The 25,622-nt window shown below is 44.8% G+C and carries 23 protein-coding genes and 1 other RNA gene; 21 read left to right on the forward strand and 3 right to left on the reverse strand.

What is annotated here, in order from left to right:
- From mraY to pepC, 10 genes are all read left to right on the forward strand, one after another.
- A complete protein-coding gene (gene mraY, locus FOC72_RS01425; protein ID WP_002893527.1) occupies nt 1–984 on the forward strand; it encodes a phospho-N-acetylmuramoyl-pentapeptide-transferase in 984 nt (327 codons plus the stop codon).
- Between the two features lie 103 nt (nt 985–1,087).
- Nucleotides 1,088–2,431 (forward strand): DEAD/DEAH box helicase, encoded by a 1,344-nt coding sequence (locus FOC72_RS01430; RefSeq protein ID WP_002893525.1) that lies wholly within the window; start codon nt 1,088–1,090, stop codon nt 2,429–2,431.
- 246 nt (nt 2,432–2,677) lie between these two features.
- The gene (locus FOC72_RS01435) at nt 2,678–3,487 is read left to right on the forward strand and encodes an amino acid ABC transporter permease (protein ID WP_002893524.1); all 810 of its coding nucleotides are present in this window, start codon (nt 2,678–2,680) and stop codon (nt 3,485–3,487) included.
- Nucleotides 3,487–4,230, forward strand: a complete 744-nt coding sequence (locus tag FOC72_RS01440) for an amino acid ABC transporter ATP-binding protein (RefSeq protein ID WP_002893523.1) — start codon at nt 3,487–3,489, stop codon at nt 4,228–4,230. Before FOC72_RS01435 ends, FOC72_RS01440 begins: the two co-directional genes overlap by 1 nt.
- A 171-nt stretch (nt 4,231–4,401) precedes the next feature.
- A complete protein-coding gene (locus FOC72_RS01445; RefSeq protein ID WP_002893522.1) occupies nt 4,402–4,626 on the forward strand; it encodes a DUF4059 family protein in 225 nt (74 codons plus the stop codon).
- 65 nt (nt 4,627–4,691) lie between these two features.
- Entirely contained in the window at nt 4,692–5,606 is a 915-nt protein-coding gene (gene trxB, locus FOC72_RS01450) for a thioredoxin-disulfide reductase (RefSeq protein ID WP_002893521.1), read from the forward strand.
- 107 nt (nt 5,607–5,713) lie between these two features.
- On the forward strand, nt 5,714–7,174 hold the full coding sequence (locus FOC72_RS01455) for a nicotinate phosphoribosyltransferase (RefSeq protein WP_002893520.1): 1,461 nt from the start codon (nt 5,714–5,716) through the stop codon (nt 7,172–7,174).
- On the forward strand, nt 7,171–7,995 hold the full coding sequence (gene nadE / locus FOC72_RS01460) for an NAD(+) synthase (RefSeq protein ID WP_002893519.1): 825 nt from the start codon (nt 7,171–7,173) through the stop codon (nt 7,993–7,995). Before FOC72_RS01455 ends, nadE begins: the two co-directional genes overlap by 4 nt.
- Before the next feature lie 47 nt (nt 7,996–8,042).
- A complete protein-coding gene (locus tag FOC72_RS01465) occupies nt 8,043–8,603 on the forward strand; it encodes a GNAT family N-acetyltransferase (protein WP_002893517.1) in 561 nt (186 codons plus the stop codon).
- A 78-nt stretch (nt 8,604–8,681) separates the two neighbouring features.
- Nucleotides 8,682–10,016: an aminopeptidase C gene (gene pepC, locus FOC72_RS01470; protein WP_032913962.1), complete on the forward strand. Its 1,335-nt coding sequence runs from the start codon at nt 8,682–8,684 to the stop codon at nt 10,014–10,016.
- Nucleotides 10,017–10,093: 77 nt separating this feature from the next.
- Here the strand turns inward: pepC and pbp1a are convergent, their stop codons facing one another.
- Together pbp1a and recU are read right to left on the reverse strand one after the other, a co-directional pair.
- Entirely contained in the window at nt 10,094–12,235 is a 2,142-nt protein-coding gene (gene pbp1a, locus FOC72_RS01475; protein WP_002893515.1) for a penicillin-binding protein PBP1A, read from the reverse strand.
- Nucleotides 12,228–12,830, reverse strand: a complete 603-nt coding sequence (gene recU / locus FOC72_RS01480; RefSeq protein ID WP_002893514.1) for a Holliday junction resolvase RecU — start codon at nt 12,828–12,830, stop codon at nt 12,228–12,230. Before recU ends, pbp1a begins: the two co-directional genes overlap by 8 nt.
- Nucleotides 12,831–12,897: 67 nt before the next feature.
- On the opposite strand from recU, the gene FOC72_RS01485 reads away from it, so the two are divergent.
- From FOC72_RS01485 to FOC72_RS01505, 5 genes are all read left to right on the forward strand, one after another.
- A complete protein-coding gene (locus tag FOC72_RS01485) occupies nt 12,898–13,425 on the forward strand; it encodes an SLOG family protein (protein WP_002893513.1) in 528 nt (175 codons plus the stop codon).
- Nucleotides 13,426–13,496: 71 nt separating this feature from the next.
- Entirely contained in the window at nt 13,497–13,859 is a 363-nt protein-coding gene (gene gpsB / locus FOC72_RS01490) for a cell division regulator GpsB (protein WP_023917285.1), read from the forward strand.
- Between the two features lie 22 nt (nt 13,860–13,881).
- An RNA gene (gene rnpB / locus FOC72_RS01495) (RNase P RNA component class B) lies at nt 13,882–14,249 on the forward strand.
- A gap of 285 nt (nt 14,250–14,534) precedes the next feature.
- Nucleotides 14,535–15,689, forward strand: a complete 1,155-nt coding sequence (locus tag FOC72_RS01500) for a THUMP domain-containing class I SAM-dependent RNA methyltransferase (RefSeq protein ID WP_002893511.1) — start codon at nt 14,535–14,537, stop codon at nt 15,687–15,689.
- A 12-nt stretch (nt 15,690–15,701) separates the two neighbouring features.
- Entirely contained in the window at nt 15,702–17,153 is a 1,452-nt protein-coding gene (locus tag FOC72_RS01505; protein WP_002893510.1) for a cell division site-positioning protein MapZ family protein, read from the forward strand.
- A gap of 65 nt (nt 17,154–17,218) precedes the next feature.
- Here FOC72_RS01505 and FOC72_RS01510 read toward each other — a convergent pair whose 3' ends face one another.
- The gene (locus FOC72_RS01510) at nt 17,219–17,701 is read right to left on the reverse strand and encodes an S-ribosylhomocysteine lyase (RefSeq protein WP_002893508.1); all 483 of its coding nucleotides are present in this window, start codon (nt 17,699–17,701) and stop codon (nt 17,219–17,221) included.
- Nucleotides 17,702–18,065: 364 nt separating this feature from the next.
- Here FOC72_RS01510 and FOC72_RS01515 point away from each other — a divergent pair, with 364 nt between their 5' ends.
- The 6 genes from FOC72_RS01515 (at nt 18,066) to rsmB (ending at nt 25,610) form a co-directional block, all read left to right on the forward strand.
- Nucleotides 18,066–19,679 carry a ribonuclease Y gene (locus FOC72_RS01515; RefSeq protein WP_002893506.1) on the forward strand — a complete coding sequence of 538 codons (1,614 nt, stop codon included), beginning with the start codon at nt 18,066–18,068 and terminating at the stop codon, nt 19,677–19,679.
- A 185-nt stretch (nt 19,680–19,864) separates the two neighbouring features.
- Nucleotides 19,865–20,497 (forward strand): guanylate kinase, encoded by a 633-nt coding sequence (gene gmk / locus FOC72_RS01520; protein ID WP_002893505.1) that lies wholly within the window; start codon nt 19,865–19,867, stop codon nt 20,495–20,497.
- A 25-nt stretch (nt 20,498–20,522) separates the two neighbouring features.
- Nucleotides 20,523–20,837, forward strand: coding sequence for a DNA-directed RNA polymerase subunit omega (gene rpoZ, locus FOC72_RS01525; RefSeq protein ID WP_002893503.1), 315 nt, complete (start codon nt 20,523–20,525; stop codon nt 20,835–20,837).
- 60 nt (nt 20,838–20,897) lie between these two features.
- Complete coding sequence (locus FOC72_RS01530) at nt 20,898–23,285, forward strand: primosomal protein N' (RefSeq protein ID WP_002893502.1); 2,388 nt, start codon at nt 20,898–20,900, stop codon at nt 23,283–23,285.
- A gap of 83 nt (nt 23,286–23,368) precedes the next feature.
- Nucleotides 23,369–24,304: a methionyl-tRNA formyltransferase gene (fmt, locus tag FOC72_RS01535; protein ID WP_032913960.1), complete on the forward strand. Its 936-nt coding sequence runs from the start codon at nt 23,369–23,371 to the stop codon at nt 24,302–24,304.
- On the forward strand, nt 24,294–25,610 hold the full coding sequence (gene rsmB / locus FOC72_RS01540) for a 16S rRNA (cytosine(967)-C(5))-methyltransferase RsmB (RefSeq protein WP_002893500.1): 1,317 nt from the start codon (nt 24,294–24,296) through the stop codon (nt 25,608–25,610). Before fmt ends, rsmB begins: the two co-directional genes overlap by 11 nt.
- Nucleotides 25,611–25,622: the final 12 nt, after the last annotated feature.

Here is a 25,622-nt window from a genome sequence, read left to right on the forward strand (position 1 = left end):
ATGCTTATTGCTCTTATTGCAGGAATCGTAACTTTTATCCTAACTATCATCGGCATTCCTGCCTTTATTCGTTTTTACCATAAGGCTCGTATCACAGGCCAACAGATGCACGAAGATGTCAAGCAGCATCAGGCCAAGGCCGGAACACCTACCATGGGTGGCACAGTCTTTCTCTTGACATCTGTTTTGGCTAGCTTTGTTATCGGTCTGTTTTCGCATCAGCTGTCCAACGGCCTCATCATGATTCTTTTTATCTTGGTCCTGTATGGCGTTGTCGGCTTTTTGGACGACTTCCTCAAGGTGTTTCGTAAGATCAACGAGGGTCTAAATCCCAAGCAGAAACTGTTTCTGCAGCTGGTCGGCGGAGTTGTCTTTTACTTCTTTTATAATCAGCACGGTGCAGGTGACCAGCTGAATGTCTTCACCGTTCCTGTCCAGATAGGCTTCCTCTATGTCTTTTTCGTCCTTTTTTGGCTGATTGGCTTTTCCAATGCTGTCAATCTGACGGATGGAATTGATGGTTTGGCCAGTATCTCGGTGGTCATTAGCTTGGTGGCCTATGCTGTAATTGCTGTTGAGCAGAAGCGTTTTGATATTTTGATTGTCATCATCAGTATGATTGGTGGCTTGCTAGGCTTCTTTGTTTTCAACCATAAGCCTGCTAAAATCTTCATGGGCGATGTAGGAAGTCTGGCTTTGGGCGGTATGCTGGCTGCTATCTCCATTTCCCTTCATCAAGAGTGGACCCTGCTCTTGATTGGTATCGTCTATGTGTTTGAAACGACCTCGGTCATGATGCAGGTGACTTACTTCAAGCTGACCGGCGGCAAGCGAATTTTCCGGATGACCCCGGTTCATCACCACTTTGAGCTGGGAGGCCTAACTGGCCACGGCAAGGAGTGGAGCGAGTGGAAAGTCGATTTCTTCTTCTGGGGAATCGGTATCGTGGGTAGTCTCCTGACCCTAGCTATCCTATATCTATAGCAAGAAGCGAGTCTCTGGCTCGCTTTTTTCTTCTTAGATTTGAGGATAAGCAGGATGGTCAATTTTTTGGTATAATAGTTAGGATAATAGAATAGAGGACAAGATGAAATTTACAGAATTTAAGTTTAAAGATTATATTCAGGAAGCACTCAGGGATTTGAACTTCGTTGAAGCGACTCCGGTCCAAGAGAAGCTGATTCCAGTCGTATTGTCAGGTCGGGATTTGGTTGGGGAGTCCAAGACAGGCTCTGGTAAGACCCACACGTTTTTGCTGCCAATCTTTCAAATGCTAGATGAGGAAGCAGACACTGTGCAGGCTGTTATTACAGCTCCAAGTCGGGAGCTGGCAGCACAGATTTATCAGGCTGCTCGGCAGTTGGCTAGCTTTTCTGAAAAAGAGATTCGGGTGGCCAACTATATCGGTGGGACAGACAAGGCTCGTCAGATTGGGAAGTTAGAGTCTAGTCAGCCTCATATCGTCATCGGAACCCCTGGGCGGATTTATGACCTGGTAGAGTCAGGTGATTTGGCCATTCACAAGGCCAAGACCTTTGTCGTTGACGAGGCCGATATGACACTGGACATGGGCTTTTTGGCGACGGTTGATAAGATTGCAGGCCGGTTGCCTAAAGATCTGCAGTTTCTCGTTTTCTCAGCAACAATTCCTCAGAAGCTTCAGCCTTTTTTGAAAAAATATCTGTCTAATCCAGTCATTGAGCAGATTAAGACCAAGACGGTCATTGCGGACACCATTGAAAACTGGCTCCTATCAACCAAGGGACGAGACAAGAATGCTCAGATTTATCAAATCAGTCAGCTTCTGCAGCCTTATCTGGCTATGATTTTCGTCAATACCAAGACGAGGGCAGATGAACTGCACAGCTATCTGACAGCTCAGGGGCTTAAAGTTGCTAAAATTCATGGCGATATTGCTCCGCGGGAGCGCAAGCGCATCATGAATCAGGTTAAGAATCTTGATTTTGAGTATATTGTTGCTACTGACTTGGCAGCGCGGGGAATTGATATCGAAGGTGTCAGCCATGTTATCAACGATGCCATTCCTCAGGACTTGTCTTTCTTTGTCCATCGGGTAGGCCGGACCGGCCGTAATGGTCTTCCTGGCACAGCCATTACTCTCTACCAGCCGAGTGATGACTCAGATATTCGGGAGTTAGAAAAGATGGGGATTAAGTTCATTCCCAAGATGATAAAAGATGACGAGTTCCAGGATACCTACGACCGAGACCGTCGAGCCAATCGGGAAAAGAGTCGGGAGAAGCTGGACACGGAAATGCTGGGGCTGGTCAAGAAGAAAAAGAAAAAAATCAAGCCAGGCTACAAGAAAAAAATTCAGTGGGCTGTTAACGAAAAGCGCCGCAAGACCAAGCGAGCAGAGAATCGTGCACGTGGCCGGGCAGAGCGTAAGGCTAAGCGCCAAACCTTTTAGTGATATACTTTTCTTATCGCTGTGATAAGAAAAATATATTAGTCTTTATGAGATAGATATGATAGACTAGTGAAACTAGTCTATTTTTATATTGGGCTTAGTGTGGCTTATTTGATATTTAGGAACACGAGATTTGCACTAGCTACTCACGTTTTGACTGCTAAAAGACAGTAAAAGCGAAGCAAATTCTTTGTTTTGTTCCAGAATTGTGTTAAAATATTTCATTATCAAGAAAAGGAAGTAATAATGGTGGTTACAACTTATCTTCTGACAACTGGTTGGTATGAGGAGTTCCTCAAGTTCATTCCAGATGGTAAATTATTTAGTTTAAGGGCTGTTTTTGAGGCTATTCCCGGCATTTTGCAAAATCTGCCAATCACCCTTCTCTTGACAGCGGGTGGTGCAGTCTTTGGTATTCTGCTTGCCATGGTTTTTGCTATCGTCAAGATTAATCGGGTTAAAGTCCTGTATCCGATTCAGGCTTTCTTTGTCAGCTTTCTGAGGGGAACACCGCTGCTGGTCCAGCTCATGCTGACCTATTTTGGGATTCCTTTATTGCTCAAGGCCATCAATCAGAAGTATGGCACAAGCTTTAATATCAACGAGATTCCAGCGTCTGTCTTTGCGATTGTTGCCTTCGCTTTCAACGAAGCGGCTTATGCCAGTGAGACTATCCGGGCTGCAATCTTGTCCGTAGATCCGGGAGAAATCGAGGCTGCTCGCAGCTTAGGAATGACCAACAAGCAGGTTTATATGCGTGTCATTATCCCCAATGCAGCAGTAGTGGCGACACCTAGTCTGATTAATTCCCTGATTGGCTTAACCAAGGGAACTTCTCTGGCCTTTAGTGCCGGTGTAGTGGAAATTTTTGCCAAGGCGCAGGCTATCGCGGGGGCGGACTACCGTTACTTTGAGCGTTTTATTTCGGTTTCGCTGATTTATTGGGCAGTCAATATTCTCATTGAGCAACTTGGCCGCTGGATCGAAAAGATGATGGATATCAAACAGCCGGATAAATTTGAATCGCTTCAGCAAGCAGAAGGAGAAGGAATCTGATGATTAATATTTCACATTTAAGTAAGACTTTTTCAGGTCAAAAGGTTCTGGATGATCTCAGTTTGGACATTCAAAAAGGCGAAGTGGTAGCTTTGATTGGCTCTTCGGGTGCTGGGAAGTCAACCTTTCTCCGTAGCCTCAACTATCTGGAACAGCCAGACAGCGGAAAAATCACTATCGATGGTTTCAAAGTGGATTTTTCAAGGATTTCCAAAGATGAGATCTTGCTGCTGCGCCGCAAGCTAGCCATGGTTTTTCAGCAGTTTAATCTCTTTTCCCGCCGGACAGCTCTGGAAAATGTCAAGGAAGGTCTGCTGGTAGTTAAGAAACTGTCAGACCAAGAAGCGACTAAGATAGCCAAAGAAGAGTTAGCAAAAGTTGGCTTGTCAGACCGAGAAAATCACTATCCTAGACATTTGTCAGGCGGTCAGAAGCAGCGGGTAGCCTTAGCAAGGGCCTTGGCTATGAATCCAGATGTTCTTTTGCTAGACGAGCCGACCTCAGCCTTGGATCCCGAGTTGGTCGGAGAAGTAGAGAAATCAATCGCTGATGCAGCCAAGTCTGGCCAAACCATGATTCTGGTCAGTCATGATATGTCCTTTGTCGCTCAGGTTGCGGATAGAGTACTCTTTTTGGACAAGGGGAAAATCATAGAGTCCGGGACACCAGATGAAATTATCCATCATCCAAAGGAAGAAAGAACCAAGGAATTTTTTGCTAGTTACAAAAGGACCTATATTTGATATAATAGAGACAGTGAAGGCTCAGTTGGCTAGACCAGCTGAGTTTGTTTTCAGTCGTAGCGTGCTGTGGAGCAGGTTTTCTTGTCTAGTGGGTGTTTTATGTAGATGGCTAGGTTTGGAGTTGCTCCCATTCTTTGCACTACGAGGCTGATTGATCTTTGAGGAGTTGACATGTTAGATCAAATATTTGCACTTTATATCGAAAGCCTGCTTTATACAGCAGTCGGTGTAGGGATTATTGCGGGTTTATGGATTGGACTGCGGATGATTCGCCGCAAGGACAAGACAGCCAAGGAGCGCCAGAGCCATCTGTATGATGTTCTTTTAATTGTCATTATGACGATTCCAGTCCTGTCTTTTGCGACGTTGGGCCTGCTCATTGTCCTAAAAGCTTAAATGCTTGTAAAACTGTAGAAAAGTTGTTAGAATAATTATAGTTACAACAAGGAGAAAGAAAAGTTATGTATGATACAATTATTATTGGAGCGGGACCTGCCGGCATGACAGCTGCCCTTTATGCAGCCCGCAGCAACCTAAAAGTTGCCCTGCTGGAGCGCGGCATTCCTGGTGGTCAGATGAACAATACTGCTGACATTGAAAACTATCCAGGCTATGCCAATATCAGTGGTCCTGAGCTAGCAGAGAAAATGTTTGAGCCTCTTGAGAATCTAGGTGTTGAACATCTATTTGGCCTAGTAGAAAAAATTGAAGACCGAGGCGATTTTAAGGAAATCATCACAGAAGATGAGAGTTTTGAAGCTAAAACAGTCATCATTGCTTCTGGTGCCAATCATCGTCATCTGGGGGTTCCTGGTGAGGAAGACTACAACAGCCGCGGCGTTTCCTACTGTGCGGTCTGTGATGGCGCATTTTTCCGCGATGAAGACCTGCTGGTTGTCGGTGGTGGCGACTCGGCGGTAGAGGAAGCTATTTTCTTGACGCGCTTTGCAAAAAGTGTGACCATTGTTCACCGTCGTGATGAGCTGCGAGCACAAAAGGTGCTGCAGGATCGCGCCTTTGCCAATGAAAAGATTCGCTTTGTCTGGGATTCTGTAGTGGAAAGTATCCATGGTAATGAGCGTAAGGTGACTGGTGTAACCTTCAAGAATGTCAAGACAGGTGAAACTAGCCAAGCAGATTTTGGTGGCATCTTTATCTATGTTGGCCTAGATCCAGTTAGCGAATTTGCTGCGGACTTGGGCATCACAGATGAGGCTGGCTGGATTCTGACGGACCATCAGATGAAAACGTCAGTAGCCGGTATTTACGCTATTGGTGATGTTCGCCAGAAAGACCTGCGCCAGATTACGACGGCTGTTGGCGATGGTGCCATTGCCAGTCAGGAAGCCTACAAATATCTTGCAGAGCAAGCATAAAAATATAAGCTAAGCAAGCGTGTCTATTCAAGTGAGTTGACAGGATTTGCTTAGCTTTTTTGGAATTATGATATAATAAAAGGTATCTAGCGTAAAGGAGCAAGAAGATGTACCCAGATGATAGTTTAACTCTGCACACTGATTTGTACCAAATCAACATGATGCAGGTTTATTTCAAGCAAAATATTCACAACAAGCGTGCAGTTTTTGAAGTTTTTTTCCGTAAGAATCCTTTTAATAACGGCTACGCTGTCTTTGCGGGCTTAGAAAGAATTATTTCCTATCTCAATAATCTGACGTTCAGCCAGAGCGATTTAGATTATTTGCAATCCTTGGGCTATCATGGAGAGTTTTTGGATTATTTGCGAAATCTCAAGATGAGCCTGACAGTAAGGTCTGTTCAGGAAGGTGATTTGGTTTTTGCCAATGAGCCAATCGTGCAGGTGGAAGGTCCTCTAGCTCAGTGTCAGCTGGTTGAGACTGCCCTGCTCAATATCGTTAATTTTCAGACCCTGATTGCTACCAAGGCAGCTCGTATACGCTCTGTCATCGAAGATGAACCTCTGATGGAGTTCGGTACGCGCCGGGCCCAGGAAATGGATGCTGCTATCTGGGGAACTCGGGCTGCGGTGATTGGCGGAGCGAACGGTACCAGTAATGTCCGAGCTGGCAAGCTCTTTGACATTCCAGTCTTGGGAACGCATGCCCATGCTCTCGTTCAAGTCTATGGAAATGATTATGAAGCCTTTAAAGCTTACGCTGAGACTCATCATAACTGTGTTTTCCTAGTAGATACCTACGATACATTGCGTCTAGGTGTTCCGGCAGCCATTCGGGTGGCGCGTGAGCTAGGGGATAAAATTAAGTTTCTGGGTGTCCGCATTGATTCGGGAGACCTTGCCTATATTTCTAAGAAAGTTCGGCAGCAATTAGATGAAGCTGGCTTCCCTGACGCTAAGATTTATGCGTCCAATGATCTGGATGAAAATACCATTCTCAACTTGAAAATGCAAAAAGCCAAGATAGATGTCTGGGGTGTGGGAACCAAGCTCATTACAGCCTATGACCAGCCGGCTTTAGGAGCGGTTTATAAGATTGTTGCTATTGAAGATGAGAATGGCGTTTTGCGCAATACTATCAAGCTGTCCAATAATGCTGAAAAGGTTTCGACCCCAGGTAAGAAGCAGGTTTGGCGTATTACCAGCCGCGAAAAAGAGAAGTCCGAGGGAGACTACATTACCTATGATGGCATTGATGTCAATAGCTTGGAAGAGTTGGAAATGTTCCATCCTACCTATACCTACATCAATAAAAGGGTCAAAAATTTTGATGCTGTACCGCTTTTGGTGGATATTTTCCAAGAAGGAAATTTGGTCTATTCTCAGCCGAGCCTGACTGAGATTCAAGCTTATGCCCGTAAGGAATTTGATAAACTCTGGGATGAGTACAAGCGGGTTCTTAATCCACAGGATTATCCAGTTGACCTGGCTAGAGATATCTGGCAGGATAAGATGGACTTGATTGACCAGATGCGCAAGAAAGCCTACCAGACAGGAGCAGAAAAATGAGTCTACAAGAAGAAATCATCGCTCAATTGGGCGTCAAACCTATCATTGACCCGGAGGAAGAAATCCGCAAGTCGGTGGACTTTCTCAAGGCCTATCTGAGGAAACACCCTTTTTTGAAAAGTTATGTTCTGGGAATTTCTGGTGGTCAGGATTCAACCTTGGCTGGCCGCTTAGCTCAGCTGGCTGTAGAGGAAATGCGGGCTGAGACTGGTGATAATAGCTACCGCTTTATCGCTGTTCGTCTGCCTTACGGTGTTCAGGCAGATGAAGATGATGCGCAAAAGGCTCTGGCTTTTATCCAGCCCGATGTCAGTTTGACAGTCAATATCAAGGAATCAGCTGATGCCATGACAAAGGCTGTGGAGGCAACGGGTGCCAAAGTCTCTGATTTTAACAAGGGCAATATCAAGGCCCGCAGCCGTATGATTGCCCAGTATGCTTTGGCTGGTTCATACAGCGGGGCTGTCATTGGGACCGATCATGCTGCAGAAAATGTCACGGCCTTTTTCACCAAGTTTGGAGATGGCGGAGCAGATATCTTACCACTTTACCGTCTCAATAAACGACAAGGTAAGCAACTTTTGGCCGCTTTAGGAGCTGATCCGGCTCTCTATGAAAAGGTGCCGACGGCTGATTTGGAAGAAGAAAAACCTGGGATTGCCGATGAAGTCGCTCTGGGCGTGACCTATAATGAAATTGACGATTATCTTGAAGGTAAGTCCGTTTCAGCCCAAGCTCAAGAAACTATCGAATCTTGGTGGCATAAAGGCCAGCACAAACGTCATTTGCCGATTACGATTTTTGACGAATTTTGGAAGTGAAAATCTCTATCGAATCTTTTTAGTCCGCGCCAAGAAATGAGGAAGCTATGAAAAAGATAGGTACACAGTCCATTGAAACCAAATGTCTTTTACTAAGACCTTTTCTGGAATCGGATGCTCAAGCTATGTATGACAACTGGGCTTCTCGTCCGGATAATTTGCTGCATGTGACCTGGTATGCTCACGAGAGTCCTGAAGTCACCCAACAGTCTATTGCTCGCTGGGTTGAGAATTATCAAAACATGGATTTTTACAAGTGGGCCATCTGCCTGAAAGAAAATCCTGATTCTGTAATCGGGGACATCAGTATGGTGGACATGGATGAGGCAGTCAATGCTTGCGAGGTCGGTTACATTCTAAGTAAAGACTATTGGGGGCAGGGGCTGATGACAGAAGCTTTGAAAGCTGTTTTGAAATACCTCTTGCAAGACGCAGGATTCAATCGTGTCGCAGCAAGATTTGTAACAGCTAATCCAGCTTCGGGGCGTGTTATGGCTAAAGCTGGAATGAGCTACGAAGGCACTTTCCGTCAGGCTGTATTTCATAAAGGACAAGTCAAAGATTTTTCCGTCTATGGAATCCTAAAATCCGATTTAGAAAAAGGCTAGGACTCTTTTGTCTAGCCTTTTTACTTGCGCTCCTCTTTTAAAGTTCTATAATAGATGTATAATGACAAGGAGGATTCTATGCATTCGTTAGAACAAGTTTTTACAGATAAGTTGTATGCTGCTTATGAGGCCAATCCCAAGTTTGCAGCAATGGAAAATGCCATCAGCCATAATGGTCTCTTGACATCCTTGGAGAAGCGAAGCGCCGCTGTGGAAAATACACCTGTCTTTTCGCTGGATCTCACTAAGGACAAGGTCAGTGACCAGAAAGCTTCAGGACGCTGTTGGATGTTTGCAGCTCTTAATACCTTCCGCCACAAAATGATTGCTGGTTTCCAACTGGAGGATTTTGAGCTATCTCAAGCCCATACTTTCTTTTGGGATAAATATGAAAAATCCAACTGGTTCTTGGAGCAGGTGATTGCGACAGCTGACCAAGAATTGACCAGTCGTAAGGTCAAGTTTCTCTTAGATACGCCTCAGCAGGATGGCGGTCAATGGGATATGGTTGTTTCCCTCTTTGAGAAATACGGCGTCGTGCCTAAGTCAGTCTATCCGGAGTCAATTTCTTCCAGTAACAGCCGTGAGCTCAATCAAATTCTCAATAAACTCCTACGTCAAGATGCGCAGATTTTGCGAGAATTAGTGGCAGAGGGTGCAAACTCTGCTGAACTTCAGGCCAAGAAAGAAGAACTCTTACAGGAAGTCTTTAACTTCCTAGCTATGAACTTAGGCTTGCCGCCTCGCCAGTTTGACTTTTCTTATCGCGATAAGGACAATCATTTCCACAGCGAGAGCGGATTGACACCTCTGACTTTTTATCAAAAATATGTCGATCTCAAGCTAGCTGACTATGTCTCTATCATCAATGCACCGACTGCTGACAAGCCTTATGGACGGTCCTATACAGTTGAGATGTTGGGCAATGTCGTTGGAAGTAAGCCGGTTCGTTATTTGAATGTTGAAATGAACCGACTAAAAGAGCTGGCTATTGCTCAAATGCAGGCTGGTGAGACCGTTTGGTTTGGCTCGGATGTTGGTCAGTCTAGCAATCGTAAGGCTGGTGTTATGGCTGAGGGGATGCACGATTTCACTGCCAGCATGGATATTCGACTAACTCAGGATAAGGCTGGCCGCTTGGACTATAGCGAAAGCCTCATGACCCACGCTATGGTCTTGACAGGGGTGGACTTGGATGAAAATGGCAAGGCTAAGAAATGGAAGGTCGAAAACTCCTGGGGCGAAAAGGTTGGTAACAAGGGCTATTTCGTAGCCTCTGACGCTTGGATGGACGAGTATACCTATCAAATCGTCGTCCGTAAAGAGTTTCTGACAGCCGCAGAATTAGCTGCTTATGAAGCAGAGCCTCTTGTCCTAGCTCCGTGGGATCCTATGGGGGCTTTGGCAAAGTAAGCTTTGATGAGAGAATAAGAAAAGAGTAAGAATTTTTCATTCTTACTCTTTTAGTTTGTATTTTAATCTTCGTCACTCTAGTCATCTCCACCGTTACCGGAAGATGAGTCGTTGTGGTTAGAAGAGCTATTGTTTGAATCACCAGAATGCTCACTGGAAGCTGATGTGTCAGAGCTAGCTTCTGTACTGTAACTGCTATAGCTAGAATAGTTATAGTACTGCTGGTTATTGTAGTAACGGTTATAGCCAGTACCACTGTTGAGGTAGACATAAGAGCCACTGCGGTAGAGACCATCTGGCATTTCCCAATCTTCTGAAGCAGAGCCATCTTGAGCTAGGTAAAGCATCATTTCGCGGTAGACATCTGTTGCTACCTTAACCCCGTCATCAAGGATTGGTGTCAGGCGGTTAGAGTAGCCGGTCCAAACAGCCATTGAATACTTAGGCGTGTAACCAACGAAGAGCTCGTCTGGTGTGACAATGCTAGAGTAGTAGTAAGGCTTGGTCAGTTTGGCTAATTCATCATCAGCATAGTTGGAGGTTCCGGTCTTACCGGCCTGATAAACCCCAGAGATAGCAGCGTTTGTACCTGTACCAGACTGCAAGACTGTTTTCATCATATCGGTCATCATGTAGGCTGTCGTTTCCTTCATAGCCTTGGAACCATTGTTGGAGAAGGTCTTCTCTGTTCCGTCGCTGAAGACAACGCGATTGACATACTGAGGCTTGTAGTAAGTACCACCATTGGCAAAAGCAGCATAGGCAGCAGCCATTTTTTCACTGCTGGCTCCGTATTCGTTGCCGGATTTGCTGGTATTACTTGAAAAGGCATTAACATAGAACATTTCAGGATAGTTAATCCCAATACGATTTAGGAACTTGAGGGACTCATCCAAACCAACGGCTTCCAGCGTTTTCACGGCAGGAACGTTACGGGATTCCTGAATAGCGTATTGAATCGTCATCCCGCCATAATATTTCTTATCCCAGTTGTAGACTGGTGTGCTGGAATACGGGAAATTATATGGAGCATCCGTGATAGGAGCAGCTGTCGAAGTATAGACTTCATTTTCCAGAGCTGGAGCATAATCGGTGATTGGCTTCATTGTTGAACCGAAATCACGGTTGGTTTCAACAGCTTGGTTGGTACCAAAGGATACGTTGGTAGATTGGTTACGAGAACCGAGCTGGGCAATGACTTTACCAGTTTGCACATCTATAACAGTGGAGGCAACCTGCATTTCGTCATCTGGATAAGCTACATAGTCTCCTGTGTTGTAAATATCCCAGAGTTTCTTTTGGGCATCAGTGTTGACATTTGTATAGACTTCCATACCAGTTGTCAGGACATTGTAGCCAGTCTCTTCTTCTACTTGTTCAATTACTTCCTTAAGATAATTGTCCATGTAAGCAGGATAGCTAGTGGAAGCTTTTAGGCTTTGAAGTCCATCGGTTACAGGAGTATTCTTAGCTTGTTCATACTGCTCATCTGTGATGTACTTGAGATCATGCATCTCACGAAGTACCAGATTACGGCGGTTGGTTGCAGCCTCTGGATGGGTGTAAGGGTCGTATTGGTTAGGTGCCTGAGGCATACCTGCCAGCAGAGCCGTTTGGTGTAAGCTTAAGTCTTTTAGGTCCTTGCCATAGTAGCTTCGGGCTGCTGTCTGCATACCGTAGTTACTGTTGGACATGTAGACTTTATTGACATAATAGGTCAAGATTTGCTGCTTAGTTGCTTTACGCTCAAGCTGAGCAGCCAGCCAAGCTTCTTGGATTTTACGTGAAAGGGTCGCGTCCGAAGAAGAAGTTGAGAAATAAGACAGCTTAATCAACTGCTGGGTCAGAGTTGAACCACCTTGACGTCCTCCGCCACGGATGTTACTGATAAGGGCACCTGCAATCCGAATAAAGTCCACCCCGCGGTGGTTGAAGAAGCGATGGTCTTCGATGGCGACAATAGCGTTAACCAAATCCGTAGGTATTTCACTAGTTTCAGCATTGACCCGCTTTTCAGCGCCTAGGTCCGCAATCAAATTGTTATTGCTGTCAAAAATCTTACTGGATGTGGTCGCGATGAGGTCTTTTTCAGAAAGCTTAGGAGCCTTGACCGCATAGTAGGTAAATACCAAACAGCCAATCACGAATCCAATCATAAGCAGGGTTATAAGTGCACTTGCAAGATATTTCAAAGCCTGCATAAGAGTTTGTTTATTCATTTATAATACCACCTAGTAGTTTTTGTTCGATAATTTCAAGATAAGGGATGCTGGGAAGTTGCTGCATTTCAATCGGATAACCATGCTCTTGAATGTAGGTTAAGGGCATGGACTTCCCTCCCTTGTCAATCTTGTAAAACTCAATTAAATAAGAAGCGGGAAGCAGGTAAGTCTCCCTTAAGCTGGAAAAATGCAGTAAGACAAAGCAGATGCCCTTTTGCTCAAGGACAGCCTCCATGTGCTCAATCTGATGCGAATGAAAATTTTTCATGGGCATCGATTTTTTCTGTCGGGTTTCCTTGGCTTCAAAGTCAATATAATGGCCCTTGTAGACACCAGAATAGTCTGTTGTGGAAGCTTGCCGAAAGTAAGCCTCTACAATCTTGGCTCGGCTACGGTGCGGATAATCAACCTTGACAATCTGAATGGGGGTGGGCTTTTTATGGATGACAGCGAGTCCTCTGCTTAGATAGTAGTTGTTAGATTCGTTGATCATCTTTTCAAAAGACATCCCACGATTGGCAAAGTTAACAATGCCGGGAACAGGCCTGTTGATACTGCTTTTTGTCTTTAGCTTATGCGGATAGTTGACCATAAAACTCCTTATTGGTACAATAGCATCACTCTATTATACCACAAAAAACTTTTTTAAGGGAGAATAAATGACCAGTCTACTAATAACAGGCTACAAAGCCTTTGAAATCGGCATTTCGACGGAAAAAGATATGAGAATAAAAATTATAAAAGAAGCCGCTAAGAGGGACTTAATCCGTTTTTTGGAAGATGGAGTAGATTGGCTGGTTTTTATGGGCAATCTGGGCTTCGAGTCTTGGGTTTTGGATTTAGCTAATGAATTGAAAAAAGACTATGAATTTCAGACGGCAACCATCTTTCTCTTTGAGAATCAAGGTGAAAATTGGAACGAAGCCAATCAAGCAAAATTAGCTGCTTTTAAGCAAACCGATTTTGTCAAGTATGCTTATCCGACCTATCAAAATCCCAGTCAGTTTCGTGATTACAATCAATTTATCATTCAAAATACAGATGGCGCTTACCTCTTTTACGATGAAGAACAGGAGACAAAATTGAAATATCTTTACCAAGAAATGAAAAAACAAGAACAATATTTTATCAAAAAATTAACATTTGATGACCTGAATGAAGTGGCTGAAAATTTTTCGGGAAATTAGATGATAAATCTTGATTTTTATTAGGCATTTTGTTTATAATTGAATATGATAAACTAGATTGGAGAGAGAAGATGGCAAGTATTATTTTTACAGCAAAAGATATTTTTGATCAGGATTTTAAACGCGAAGTACGCGGCTATAGTAAGTCCGAAGTGGATGAGTTTTTGGATGATATTATCAAGGATTATGAGACTTATGCAGCCTTGGTAAAGGAGCTGCGTGAGGAAAATCGCCGTCTCAAGGAAGAGTTGGCTGCGAAGCCAGTTGAAAAAGCACCAGTTCAGCCAACTCAGCCTGTCCAATCAACACAAGCGACTCAGTCAACTGCAGAAAGCTTCCCTCAGATGACTTCTGCGACTAATTTTGATATCTTGAAGCGCTTGAACCGTCTTGAAAAGGAAGTATTCGGAAAACAAATTCTGGATCGTGAATAATGGTTCTTTTTAGAACAGTGCAATTTTTGGATAATCGCGTGGAAATTTTAGATTTTCATGAGGAAAGTCCATGCTAGCACTGGCTGTGATGCCGGTAGTGTTTGTGCTAGGCGAAGAAATAAGCCTAGGGACGGATTTTTCCGTTACGGCGACTGAAAGGGCTAAGTCTTTGGATATGTCTGATTAGGTCTGAAAGTGCCACAGTGACGTAGTTCTTCTGGAAACAGAAGAAGTGGAACGCGGTAAACCCCTCAAGCTAGCAACCCAAACTTTGGTCGGGGCATGGAGTGCGTGGAAGCGAACATAGCACTCTGACTGGAAACAGTAGACAGATGATTATCGAAGGAAATGGTACCTAGTCATTTCCGGAACAAAACATGGCTTACAGAAAATTGCATATAGGCTGAGGCTGGGACGGCAAGTCCTGTCCTCTTTAAATTTTATAATAGAATAGCAAGAGAGTGGCTGAGCGCTCTATTCTCTGCCAAGTTCAACTAGCTGTTGCTTCATCTGCCTGATGGGCATTTCAAGTAATGAGTTAATTGACAAATTGCAGTGAAACCTTCTCAGCCCAAAATCTAAAAAGGGAGAGTGAGGAAAATCGATGTGACGAAATCACGATTTTTGTCTCACTCCCTTTGTTTGTATAGATTGGAATCCATTTAAAAAGCCAAGATGAAAGAAAAATTTAATTTAATTGCGACCGCAGCGGCAGGGCTAGAAGCTGTCGTCGGCCGTGAAATCAGAGAGCTGGGGCTTGATTGTCAGGTTGAAAACGGTCGGATTCGCTTTGAGGGTGATGTCAGTACCATTATTCAAACCAATCTCTGGTTGCGCGCGGCCGATCGGATTAAGATTGTAGTTGGCAGTTTTCCAGCTAAGACTTTTGAAGAGCTCTTTCAGGGAGTTTTTGCTCTGGATTGGGAGAATTATCTACCGCTGGGAGCTAAATTTCCTATTGCCAAGGCTAAATGCGTCAAGTCAAAACTTCACAATGAGCCCAGTGTTCAGGCTATTTCTAAAAAGGCAGTTGTCAAGAAGCTGCAGAAGCATTATGCACGTCCGGAAGGGGTTCCTTTGCAGGAAAATGGAGCTGAGTTTAGGATAGAGGTTTCTATTCTAAAAGATGTAGCGACGGTCATGATTGATACAACAGGGTCTAGCCTCTTCAAACGTGGCTATCGGGCTGAGAAAGGTGGCGCACCGATCAAGGAAAATATGGCAGCGGCCATTTTACTCCTGTCCAATTGGTATCCAGATAAGCCTTTGATAGACCCGACTTGCGGCTCTGGTACTTTTTGTATCGAAGCTGCTATGATTGGGATGAAGATGGCGCCGGGACTCCATCGTTCTTTTGCCTTTGAAGACTGGAATTGGGTGGATAAAGATCTGGTAGCACAGGCTCGCTCGACTGCACTCAGTCAGATTGATCAGACCATTCAGCTGGATATTTCTGGCTCGGATATCGATGGCCGTATGGTAGAACTAGCTCGAAAAAACGCTGAGCAAGCAGGAGTTGCAGAGCAGATTCGCTTCAAGCAGATGCGTCTGCAGGATTTGCATACAGATAAGATTAATGGTGTGATTATCTCTAATCCGCCATATGGGGAGCGCCTCCTAGATGATGAGGCTGTGACTCGTCTTTATCAGGAAATGGGAGAAACCTTTGCTCCGCTCAAAACCTGGAGCAAGTTTATCCTGACTAGCGATGAAGCTTTTGAAAGCAAATATGGCAGTCAGGCCGATAAAAAACGCAAACTTTATAATGGAACTTTAAAAGTTGATTTATATCAGTATTTTGGCCAGCGGGTCAAACGTCAGTTAGATTAGAAAGGATTTGCCGTGACGAAAGAAGAAAACTACTCACCGGAAGAAGAAAAGAAAGAGTCTGTCCTTGATTTTGAAGAGGCCAAGGAAATGACAGTCGGACAAGCTACTCGTAAGAAAGAGGAGCTGGAAGCCGGTGTGAATGAAAGCGACAATGTGCTGGATAAGTATATCAAGCAGCACCGTCAGGAAATCGAAGCAGGAAAATTTGAAACCCAGAAAATCAGAAAGCTGCAGGAGCAGGAAGCGGCTCAAGCTGAGCAAGCCTCTTCTGATTTGACCGACTTCATCAAAGAAAGACGGCAAGAGGTTGAAAGTGAACAGGAGACTCTAGTAACTCAGTCGACAGGCACTGAGACAGCAAGTGAGCCAGAAGCAGCTCCAAACCCCTTAGGTTCTCGCAGTCAACGCTCAGAGCAGGAAGATGCGGTTCCCGCTGCTCCCGTTCAAAAGACATCTTACGGTCCTATTCCGGAGCCGCTTGATGAGAAGGAATTACAGGTTCCTAAGGCACCTTTCTACAAGAAAAAAGCTTTCCTTTATCCAGTTTTAGGACTTTTCGGGATTGCTGTAGCGGGCACAGGGCTTTACTTTGCTCTGGGGCATAATTGGGGCCACAAGACCGTTACAAGCTCAAGCTCTTCAACATCGCAGTCCAGCAAAAAGAGCTCGTCTTCGTCTAGCTCTGATAATACTGCCAAGGATCTGAAGTCCTTTAATGATGAGTATGCTGCATTTTTCACAGATAGCAATCAGACAGCTGTCAAAAACAGTAAATTCGGCGACTTGGAAAAATTAAAAACCTTACTTGAAAAGCTAAAAGGCAGCAAAGACTATGATGCAGCCAAGAGCAAGTATGATTCCCTAGTGAAACAAATTTCAGCTATTCAAAGTGTCAATTCGCAGTTTGACGGCGGAGCTATCACTGACGGCGTCTTGAACAAGGAAGCCAAGGCTAATACAAATGCGACCTTCTCAGATGTATCAAGTGGCAATGCTAAGCTCGATGAAGTTCTAAAGGCAGCGATTGCCCAAGGACGTAGTCAACAAGTACCAACACCAGCGCCTGCTACTGATCAGGGAGGCACCGGTGCAAGTACAAGTGGTGGTTCAAGTGCATCTGGTTCAGGGGCTTCCAGCTCTTACTCTGGCTATGGTCTTCCTAGCAACGGAGTAAATCTGCAGAGAGATCTCAGTCGAGTCCCTTATAACCAAGCGGCTATTGATGACGTCAACAATCCAGCTTGGACATTCAACCCTGGCGTTCTGGAGAAAATTTTGCAAACTTCTCGTGAGCGTGGTTATATTTCTGGTGATAACTATATCCTGGAACGCGTCAATATTATTAAAGGAAACGGCTACTATAACCTCTTCAAGCCAGACGGCACCTACCTCTTCAGTATCAACTGTAAGACTGGCTACTTCGTCGGAAATGGTCCGGGTCATGCTGACTCACTTGATTTCTAGTTTGTTGATGAATTTCATTATATATGCACAAAAAAAGTTCTCGATTTCGAGAACTTTTTATTGTTTTAAATCACATGGCGTTCAAAGGCATCATCTGAGATTCCTTGGCTGAGAATAAGTTTAGCCCATTCTTTGGCTGAGAAGAGGCTGTGATCCTTGTAGTTTCCGCAGGATTCAATGGTTGTTCCAGGGACATCTTCCCAGCTAGTTGACTCAGCGATTTCTTCCAGACAGGATTTGATGACCTGAGCAATCTGGCTGGAGCTGTGTTGGCCCCACATAATCATATGAAAACCAGTACGGCAGCCAAAAGGCGAGCAGTCAATCATACCATCAATGCGCTTGCGAATCAGCATAGCCAGCAAATGCTCGATGGTATGCAGGCCAGCAGTCGGAATGGAATCTTCATTAGGCTGAACCAGACGGATATCAAAATTGGAAATGATATCGCCTTTAGGGCCAGTTTCCTCTCCGATGAGGCGAACGTAAGGCGCTTTGACGATGGTGTGATCCAGCTCAAAGCTTTCAACGATAACTTCTTTAGACATGGTTTCTCCTTTACAATGTAGCGAGTGCGAGAAGGTTTTTCTAGTGAGATCAAGCCATAAGTTTGTCTTGTTAGGTAAGAAAAAGCCCGTCTCATTGACACCTTTTCTTCTCTGATTATAGCATAAAAATTTTTTATTTGGGAATAAAGTTTACATCTTAGGAAAATGAAAAAATTGAACAATCTTGCTTATGGTTTGAGAAAGTTTTGGTACTCAGGCTTCTACAAACTTTGAAGATTTTGTCTCTAAAAAATGGACAAAAGCTTTCTTGTTTTTCAAAAAATAGGTTTGTGAATTTTTTAGATTTGTGATAGAATAGTATGGAATTTTGAATTCAACAATTAAATAGATTTGGAGTAAAAACATGGACCTATTTCCTATAATTATGTCTGTTTTTGCTGCCATCATTGGTTTAGTGATTGGATATGTAAGTGTCTCAGCTAAGATGAAATCATCTAAAGAAGCTGCAGAGCTTACTCTTTTAAATGCTGAACAAGAAGCAACCAATTTACGCGGACAAGCTGAACGCGAAGCTGATTTGATTGTCAAAGAAGCCAAGCGAGAAACAAGTTCGCTTAAAAAAGAAGCACTTTTGGAGGCAAAAGAAGAAGCCAGAAAATATCGTGAACAAGTTGATGCAGAATTTAAGTCTGAACGTCAAGAGTTAAAACAAATCGAAAGCCGCTTGACAGAGCGCGCTTCTACCCTTGACCGCAAAGACGATAATTTAAGCAACAAAGAAAAGGCTTTGGAGCAAAAAGAACAAAGTCTCTCAGATAAATCTAAACACATTGATGCGCGTGAAGAACAAGTAGCGGAACTTGAAAAGCAGAAGGCAGCAGAGCTGGAGCGAGTTGCTTCGCTATCACAGACAGAAGCGCGTGATATTATTTTGACGCAGACCGAGGACAAGCTTTCTAAAGAGATTGCGACTAGGATTCGGGATGCGGAGCAAGATATCAAAGAGCGGTCTGACAAGGTTGCGAAGAATATCTTGGTCCAAGCTATGCAGCGTATTGCCGGTGATTATGTCGCTGAGCAAACCAACTCAACGGTGCATCTTCCAGATGACAGTATGAAGGGTCGGATTATTGGCCGGGAAGGTCGCAATATCCGAACTTTTGAAAGTCTGACTGGTATTGATGTCATCATTGATGATACGCCTGAAGTGGTCACTCTCTCAGGTTTTGATCCGATTCGCCGCGAGATTGCTCGTATGACTATGGAAGCACTCTTGAAAGACGGCCGTATTCACCCAGCTCGCATCGAGGAGTTGGTTGAGAAGAACCGTCTGGAAATTGACAATCGTATCCGTGAGTACGGAGAGGCCGCAGCTTATGAAATCGGAGCTCCTAACCTGCATCCTGATTTGATGAAGATCATGGGGCGCTTGCAGTTCCGAACTTCTTATGGTCAGAACGTCCTTCGGCACTCTATTGAGGTGGCCAAGCTTTCCGGTATCATCGCTGCTGAGCTGGGTGAAAATGCCAATTTAGCCCGCCGTGCTGGATTTCTCCATGATATTGGTAAGTCTATTGACCGTGAGGTTGAAGGCAGCCACGTGGAAATTGGAACAGAACTGGCTCGTAAGTACAAGGAGCATCCAGTCGTTGTTAATACCATTGCCAGCCACCACGGGGATGTGGAAGCAGAAAGTGTCATTGCCGTTATCGTAGCTGCAGCAGACGCTCTCAGTGCCGCTCGGCCAGGTGCCCGCAGTGAATCTCTGGAAAGCTATATCAAGCGTCTCCAAGATTTGGAAGAAATCGCTAATAGCTTCAAGGGTGTCAAGAACAGCTTTGCTTTACAAGCCGGCCGGGAAATCCGGATTATGGTTCAGCCTGACAAGATTAAGGATGACAAGATTACGATTTTGGCGCACGATGTGCGTGAAAAGATCGAAAACAACTTGGAATATCCGGGCAATATCAAGGTAACGGTTATCCGTGAGATGCGGGCCGTTGATTACGCAAAATAAAGAAGAAATGCAGTCTGGTAACAGATTGCTTTTTTCTTGAATGTTCTGCTGGTCTATTTTATTTTCCGTATGATTACTTGCTTTTTTTCTATTTTCTCAAAACTCTAGACACATACATTTCTTCCTATCCTCTTGAAATATCAGTCTAATTTTGTTACACTAGATAGAAAGACTGTGAAGGAGACATGATGACGGAACGAGGCTTACTAATCGTCTTTTCTGGTCCCTCTGGTGTAGGAAAAGGGACTGTTAGACGAGAAATTTTTGAAAGCACTGATAACCAATTCCAGTACTCGGTATCCATGACGACTCGTCCGCAGCGCCCAGGCGAAGTGGATGGAGTTGACTATTTCTTCCGCACTCGCGAGGAGTTTGAAGAGTTGATTCGTCAGGGACAGATGCTGGAGTATGCGGAGTATGTAGGAAACTACTATGGTACGCCTCTGACTTATGTCAATGAAACGCTGGATAAAGGTATTGATGTCTTCCTAGAGATTGAAGTTCAGGGAGCTTTGCAAGTCAAGAAAAAAGTTCCAGATGCCGTCTTTATTTTTTTGACTCCTCCAGACTTAGAAGAACTCAAAGACCGCTTGGTCGGCCGTGGGACAGACAGTGCTGAGATTATCGCCCAGCGCATTGAAAAGGCCAAAGAAGAAATTGCCCTTATGCGCGAGTATGATTATGCCATTGTCAATGATCAGGTGCCGCTGGCTGCCGACCGTGTCAAGCGCGTGATTGAAGCAGAGCATTTCCGAGTAGACCGTGTTATCGGCCGTTATCAGGACATGCTTCCCAAAAATGAAACGATTATTCGATAGAAAGTTAGAAATTAGGTAGAAAATTATGATGTTAAAACCGTCTATTGACACTTTGCTGGACAAGGTTCCGTCAAAATATTCCTTGGTTATTTTAGAAGCCAAGCGCGCTCATGAGCTTGAAGCTGGGGCTCCCGCTACGCAGGAATTCAAGTCTGTCAAATCCACTCTTCGTGCTTTGGAAGAAATTGAATCCGGCAATGTCGTTATCCATCCAGATCCAGAAGGCAAGCGTGAGGCAGTTCGCCGTCGGGCAGAAGAAGAGCGCCTGCGTAAAGAAGAAGAAGAACGCAAGATTAAAGAGCAAATCGCTAAAGAAAAAGAAGAAGGTGAGAAGATTTAAGGTTGGGGATGCTCAATCTTATTTTTTCTGTAATGATGTTGAGGAAAGTGGGGTGAGAATGTGAAGCTAGCAAAGATTATTGTGGATGTTCCTCTGATGCAGACGGACAAGCCCTATAGCTATGCTATTCCAGAAGAGTTTGCAGGAATGCTGGCAGCTGGCATGCGGGTCCATGTCCCTTTTGGACAGGGAAATCGCCTGATTCAGGGGATTGTGGTCGGCTTTGATGAGATGGGAGACCGAGAAGAGCTGAAGGAGATTGCGGAAGTCCTTGATTTCAGTCCCGTGCTGAATCAGGAACAGCTCTGGCTGGCGGACGAGCTGCGCAAGTCAGTCTTTTCCTATAAAATTAGCCTTTTAAAAGCCATGCTGCCTAGTCTTCTCAACTCCAGTTATGATAAATTGCTCTATCCGACAGAGCTGCTGAATGATGAGGAACGTTCAGCTATCTTTGGTCAGGAGGACAGTCTTCGCTTTTCTGATTTGGACAAGAAAAGCCAGGCTAAGCTGATGCGACTGACTCAGACTGGCCGTATTCGGCTGGAGTATCAGGCGACGGACAAGAAGCATATTAAGACTGAGAAATGGTATCAGGTCAATCATACCGCTTTGCAAAATCATGACCTTCCCCGACAGGCTAAGAAAAAACAAGCATTAAAAGAAGTCTTGCTAGAGCAGCAGGATAGCCAGCTTTTGGCTGATTTGCGAGAAAACTTTTCGCGCGATATTATTAATTACTTTATCAAAGAAAATCTAATTAGCATTGAGGATAGAGAAATCAGCCGTTCTGTTGCTTATTTCCAAAAGGAGCGGCAGCAGCAAAGTCTGACCTTAAACGATGAACAAGCTGCAGCGGTTGCGGCAATCACTCAGAAAATTGGTCAGAGTCATTCTCAGCCAGTTCTCTTAGAAGGAGTTACGGGCAGTGGGAAGACCGAAGTTTACTTGCAGGTCATCGCAGAGGCATTGGCTCAGGGCAAGACCGCTATCATGCTGGTTCCAGAGATTTCTCTGACTCCGCAGGTTACAGATCGCTTTATTTCTAGATTTGGCGATCAAGTTGCTATTTTGCATTCAGGTCTGTCTGACGGTGAGAAATATGATGAGTGGCGCAAGGTGGAGCGAGGAGCTGCCCAGGTCGTTGTCGGCGCGCGTTCAGCTATTTTTGCTCCCTTGACAAATATTGGAGCCATTATCATTGATGAAGAGCATGAATCCTCTTATAAGCAGGATTCCAATCCTCGCTATCATGCCAGAGAGGTGGCTCTCCTGCGAGCTCAGTACAATCAAGCTGTTTTAGTGCTGGGGTCGGCGACTCCGAGCCTGGAGAGCCGTGCTCGAGCAAGCCGTGGTGTCTATGATTTTCAGTTGCTCAGTAAGCGTGCAAATCCGCTGGCGCAGATTCCTCAAGTGGAAGTGGTGGATTTCCGGGATTATATCGGGCAGCATGAAGCCAGTAATTTCACCCCAGTCTTGCTAGAGGCTATTCAAGATCGTCTGGATAAGGGAGAACAGACGGTTCTCATGCTTAATAGGCGGGGTTATTCTAGCTTTGTCATGTGTCGGGAATGTGGGACCGTTGACAGCTGTCCCAACTGTGATATTTCTCTAACCCTGCATATGGACACCAAGACCATGAACTGCCACTACTGCGGTTTTACTAAGAACATCCCTCAGAGTTGTCCTAACTGTGCCAGCCGCAGCATCCGCTATTATGGGACAGGGACGCAGAAAGCTTATGATGAGCTGGTTCAGCTCTTTCCACAGGCTCGCATTTTGCGGATGGATGTAGATACGACCCGTAAGAAAGGCAGCCATGAAGCCATTTTAGAAAGCTTTGGTCAGGGTAAGGCAGATATTCTCTTAGGCACCCAGATGATTGCTAAGGGGCTGGATTTTCCAAATGTGACGCTAGTTGGTGTTCTCAATGCAGATACTGCTCTTAATCTACCGGACTTTCGCTCTTCAGAACGAACCTTTCAGCTGCTGACTCAGGTGGCGGGCCGGGCTGGTCGGGCTGAAAAGGCTGGTCAGGTCTTTATCCAGTCCTACAATCCTCATCATTATGCCATTGAGTTTGCTAAGCAGCAGGATTACGAGGGCTTTTATGTTTATGAAATGGGAATCCGCCGGCAGCTAGGTTATCCGCCTTATTACTTTACGGTCGGTCTAACCCTGTCGCACAAGGATGAAGAGACAGCAGTGCGAAAAGCTTATGAAGTTATGGATATTCTGCGAAGCGGTCTGTCAGAAAAAGTGCAAATCCTGGGTCCAACGCCGAAGCCCATTGCCCGTACCCACAATCTCTATCATTATCAGATTCTGCTCAAATATCGCTTTGAAGACAAGCTGCAGGCGACGCTAAATCAAGTCTTGGACTGGACGCAGAATCGGGACAATAAAGATTTACGCCTGACAATTGATAATGAACCACAAAATTTTATGTAAAGCTTTTTAGCCGAGGTTAAGGTTGTTGTAGGCGACTTCTGATATAATAAGGGAAGGAACAAAAAAGGAATCAATAGTTGAAAATGATGAAAATAATATTTATGGGAACACCGGACTTCTCAGCGACTGTCCTAAAAGGGTTGCTGGACTGCGGTCAATACCAAGTGTTAGCAGTGGTAACGCAGCCGGACCGTGCCGTCGGCCGTAAAAGAGAGATTCGCATGACTCCAGTAAAAGAATTGGCCTTGGAATACGGGCTGCAAGTTTATCAACCGGAAAAGCTGGCTCAAAGCTCGGATTTAGAGGAGTTGATGAACTTAGAAGCAGATGGTATTGTCACAGCTGCTTTCGGACAGTTTTTGCCTAGCCGCTTGCTGGACAGTGTTGATTTTGCAGTGAATGTTCATGCCTCCTTGTTGCCTAAATACCGAGGTGGGGCTCCCATTCACTATGCTCTGATCAATGGAGATGAGCAAGCGGGTGTTACGATTATGGAAATGGTCAAGGAAATGGATGCTGGAGACATGATAGCCAGCAAGGCGACGCCGATTGAAGAGACAGATAATGTCGGAACTCTCTTTGAAAAATTGGCGATTATTGGTCGAGATCTGTTATTGGATGTGCTGCCAGCTTATAGGGCAGGGCAGATTATTCCTCAGCCACAGGATCCTAGCCAGGTCACTTTCTCTCCGAATATCAGCCCAGAAGAAGAGCGGATAGACTGGAGCAAAACAAACCGACAAATTTTCAATCAAATTCGTGGCATGTATCCTTGGCCAGTAGCTCATACCTTGCTGCAGGGACAACGCTTTAAGATTTATGAAGCAGATATGGTAGCTGGCAGCGGTCAGCCGGGACAGATATTGTCTATTAGTAAAAAAGAACTGGTGGTTGCAGCTGGTAAGGGAGCCCTCTCGCTGAAGACAGTTCAGCCTGCTGGTAAGCCCAAGATGGCTATCGTTGATTTTTTGAATGGACTGGGCCGCAGCCTGTCCATAGGAGATACTTTTGGAAAGTAAGCAAAAAACGGCCCGTTGGCAGGCCTTGGAAATTTTGGAAGAAGTTTTTGAAGAAGGAGCCTATTCCAATATCGCCTTAAACCGAGCTCTGAGTCAAAGCAAGCTGAGTCAAGCAGATAAAGGTCTGGTAACAGAGCTAGTTTACGGCACAGTTGCTCGGAAAATCACCCTGGAATGGTATCTATCACATCTGATTGAGGATAGGGACAAATTAGATAACTGGCTCTACATTCTGCTTATGCTCAGTCTGTACCAGATGCTCTATCTGGATAAAATCCCTCAGCATGCAACTGTTCATGAGGCTGTTGAAATTGCGAAAATCCGTAAGCGTGGCAGTGAGAAATTTATCAATGCCTTGTTACGTAGGATTGAGCGTGAGGGTGTGGCTGATTTTGAAACAATCAAGCGCAAAAACAAGCGCTATTCGATCCAGTATTCTCTGCCGGTCTGGCTGGTCAAAGACCTGATAGAAGAGTATGGCGAAGAAAGGGCTCTAGCTATCTTTGCCAGTCTCTTTGTTCGTAGTAAGGCCAGCATTCGCGTGACGGATATGTCGCGCAAGGTAGAGCTTCGCCAGCTTTTAGGGGCTGAGGACTCGCTCTTATCTCCGTCAGCCTTGGTTAAGAAACAGGGGCATTTTGCTGGGCACCAGCTCTTTGAAAGCGGAGCGATTACGATTCAGGATGAGTCTAGTCAGCTTGTGGCTCCGACTCTGGCCATCGAAGGAGAGGAGCAGATTCTGGATGCCTGCAGTGCACCGGGCGGCAAGACTGTCCACATGGCTTCCTATCTGACGAACGGTCACATTACAGCCTTAGATCTCTACGATCATAAGTTAGAGCTTGTAGAAGAAAATGCAGCACGGCTGGGCTTGGCAGATAAAATTACCACTAAAAAGCTAGACGCGACTAAGGTGTTTGAGACGTTTGGCCCAGATGCTTTTGATAAAATCCTGGTGGACGCTCCTTGCTCTGGTATTGGCTTAATTCGTCGCAAACCGGATATAAAATATAATAAAGAAAATGCAGATTTTGAGAATTTACAAAAAATTCAGCTGGATATACTAGGCAGCGTTTGTCAAAGTCTACGTAAAGGTGGTATAATAGCTTATAGTACTTGCACGATTATGGCCAAAGAGAATTTTGAGGTTGTCGAGAAATTTCTGGCCAGTCATCCGAACTTTGAGCAAGTCTTATTAGACCATGAAAGAAAAGATATCGTCAAAGACGGCTGTATCTTGATTACGCCGGAATTATATGAAAGCGACGGATTTTTTATCAGTCAATTTAGGAAGATATCGGAATAAGAGGAGGAAACT

Origin of the sequence: Streptococcus sanguinis (assembly GCF_013343115.1) — a bacterium.
In the GTDB taxonomy this organism is placed as follows: Bacteria; Bacillota; Bacilli; order Lactobacillales; family Streptococcaceae; genus Streptococcus; species Streptococcus sanguinis_H.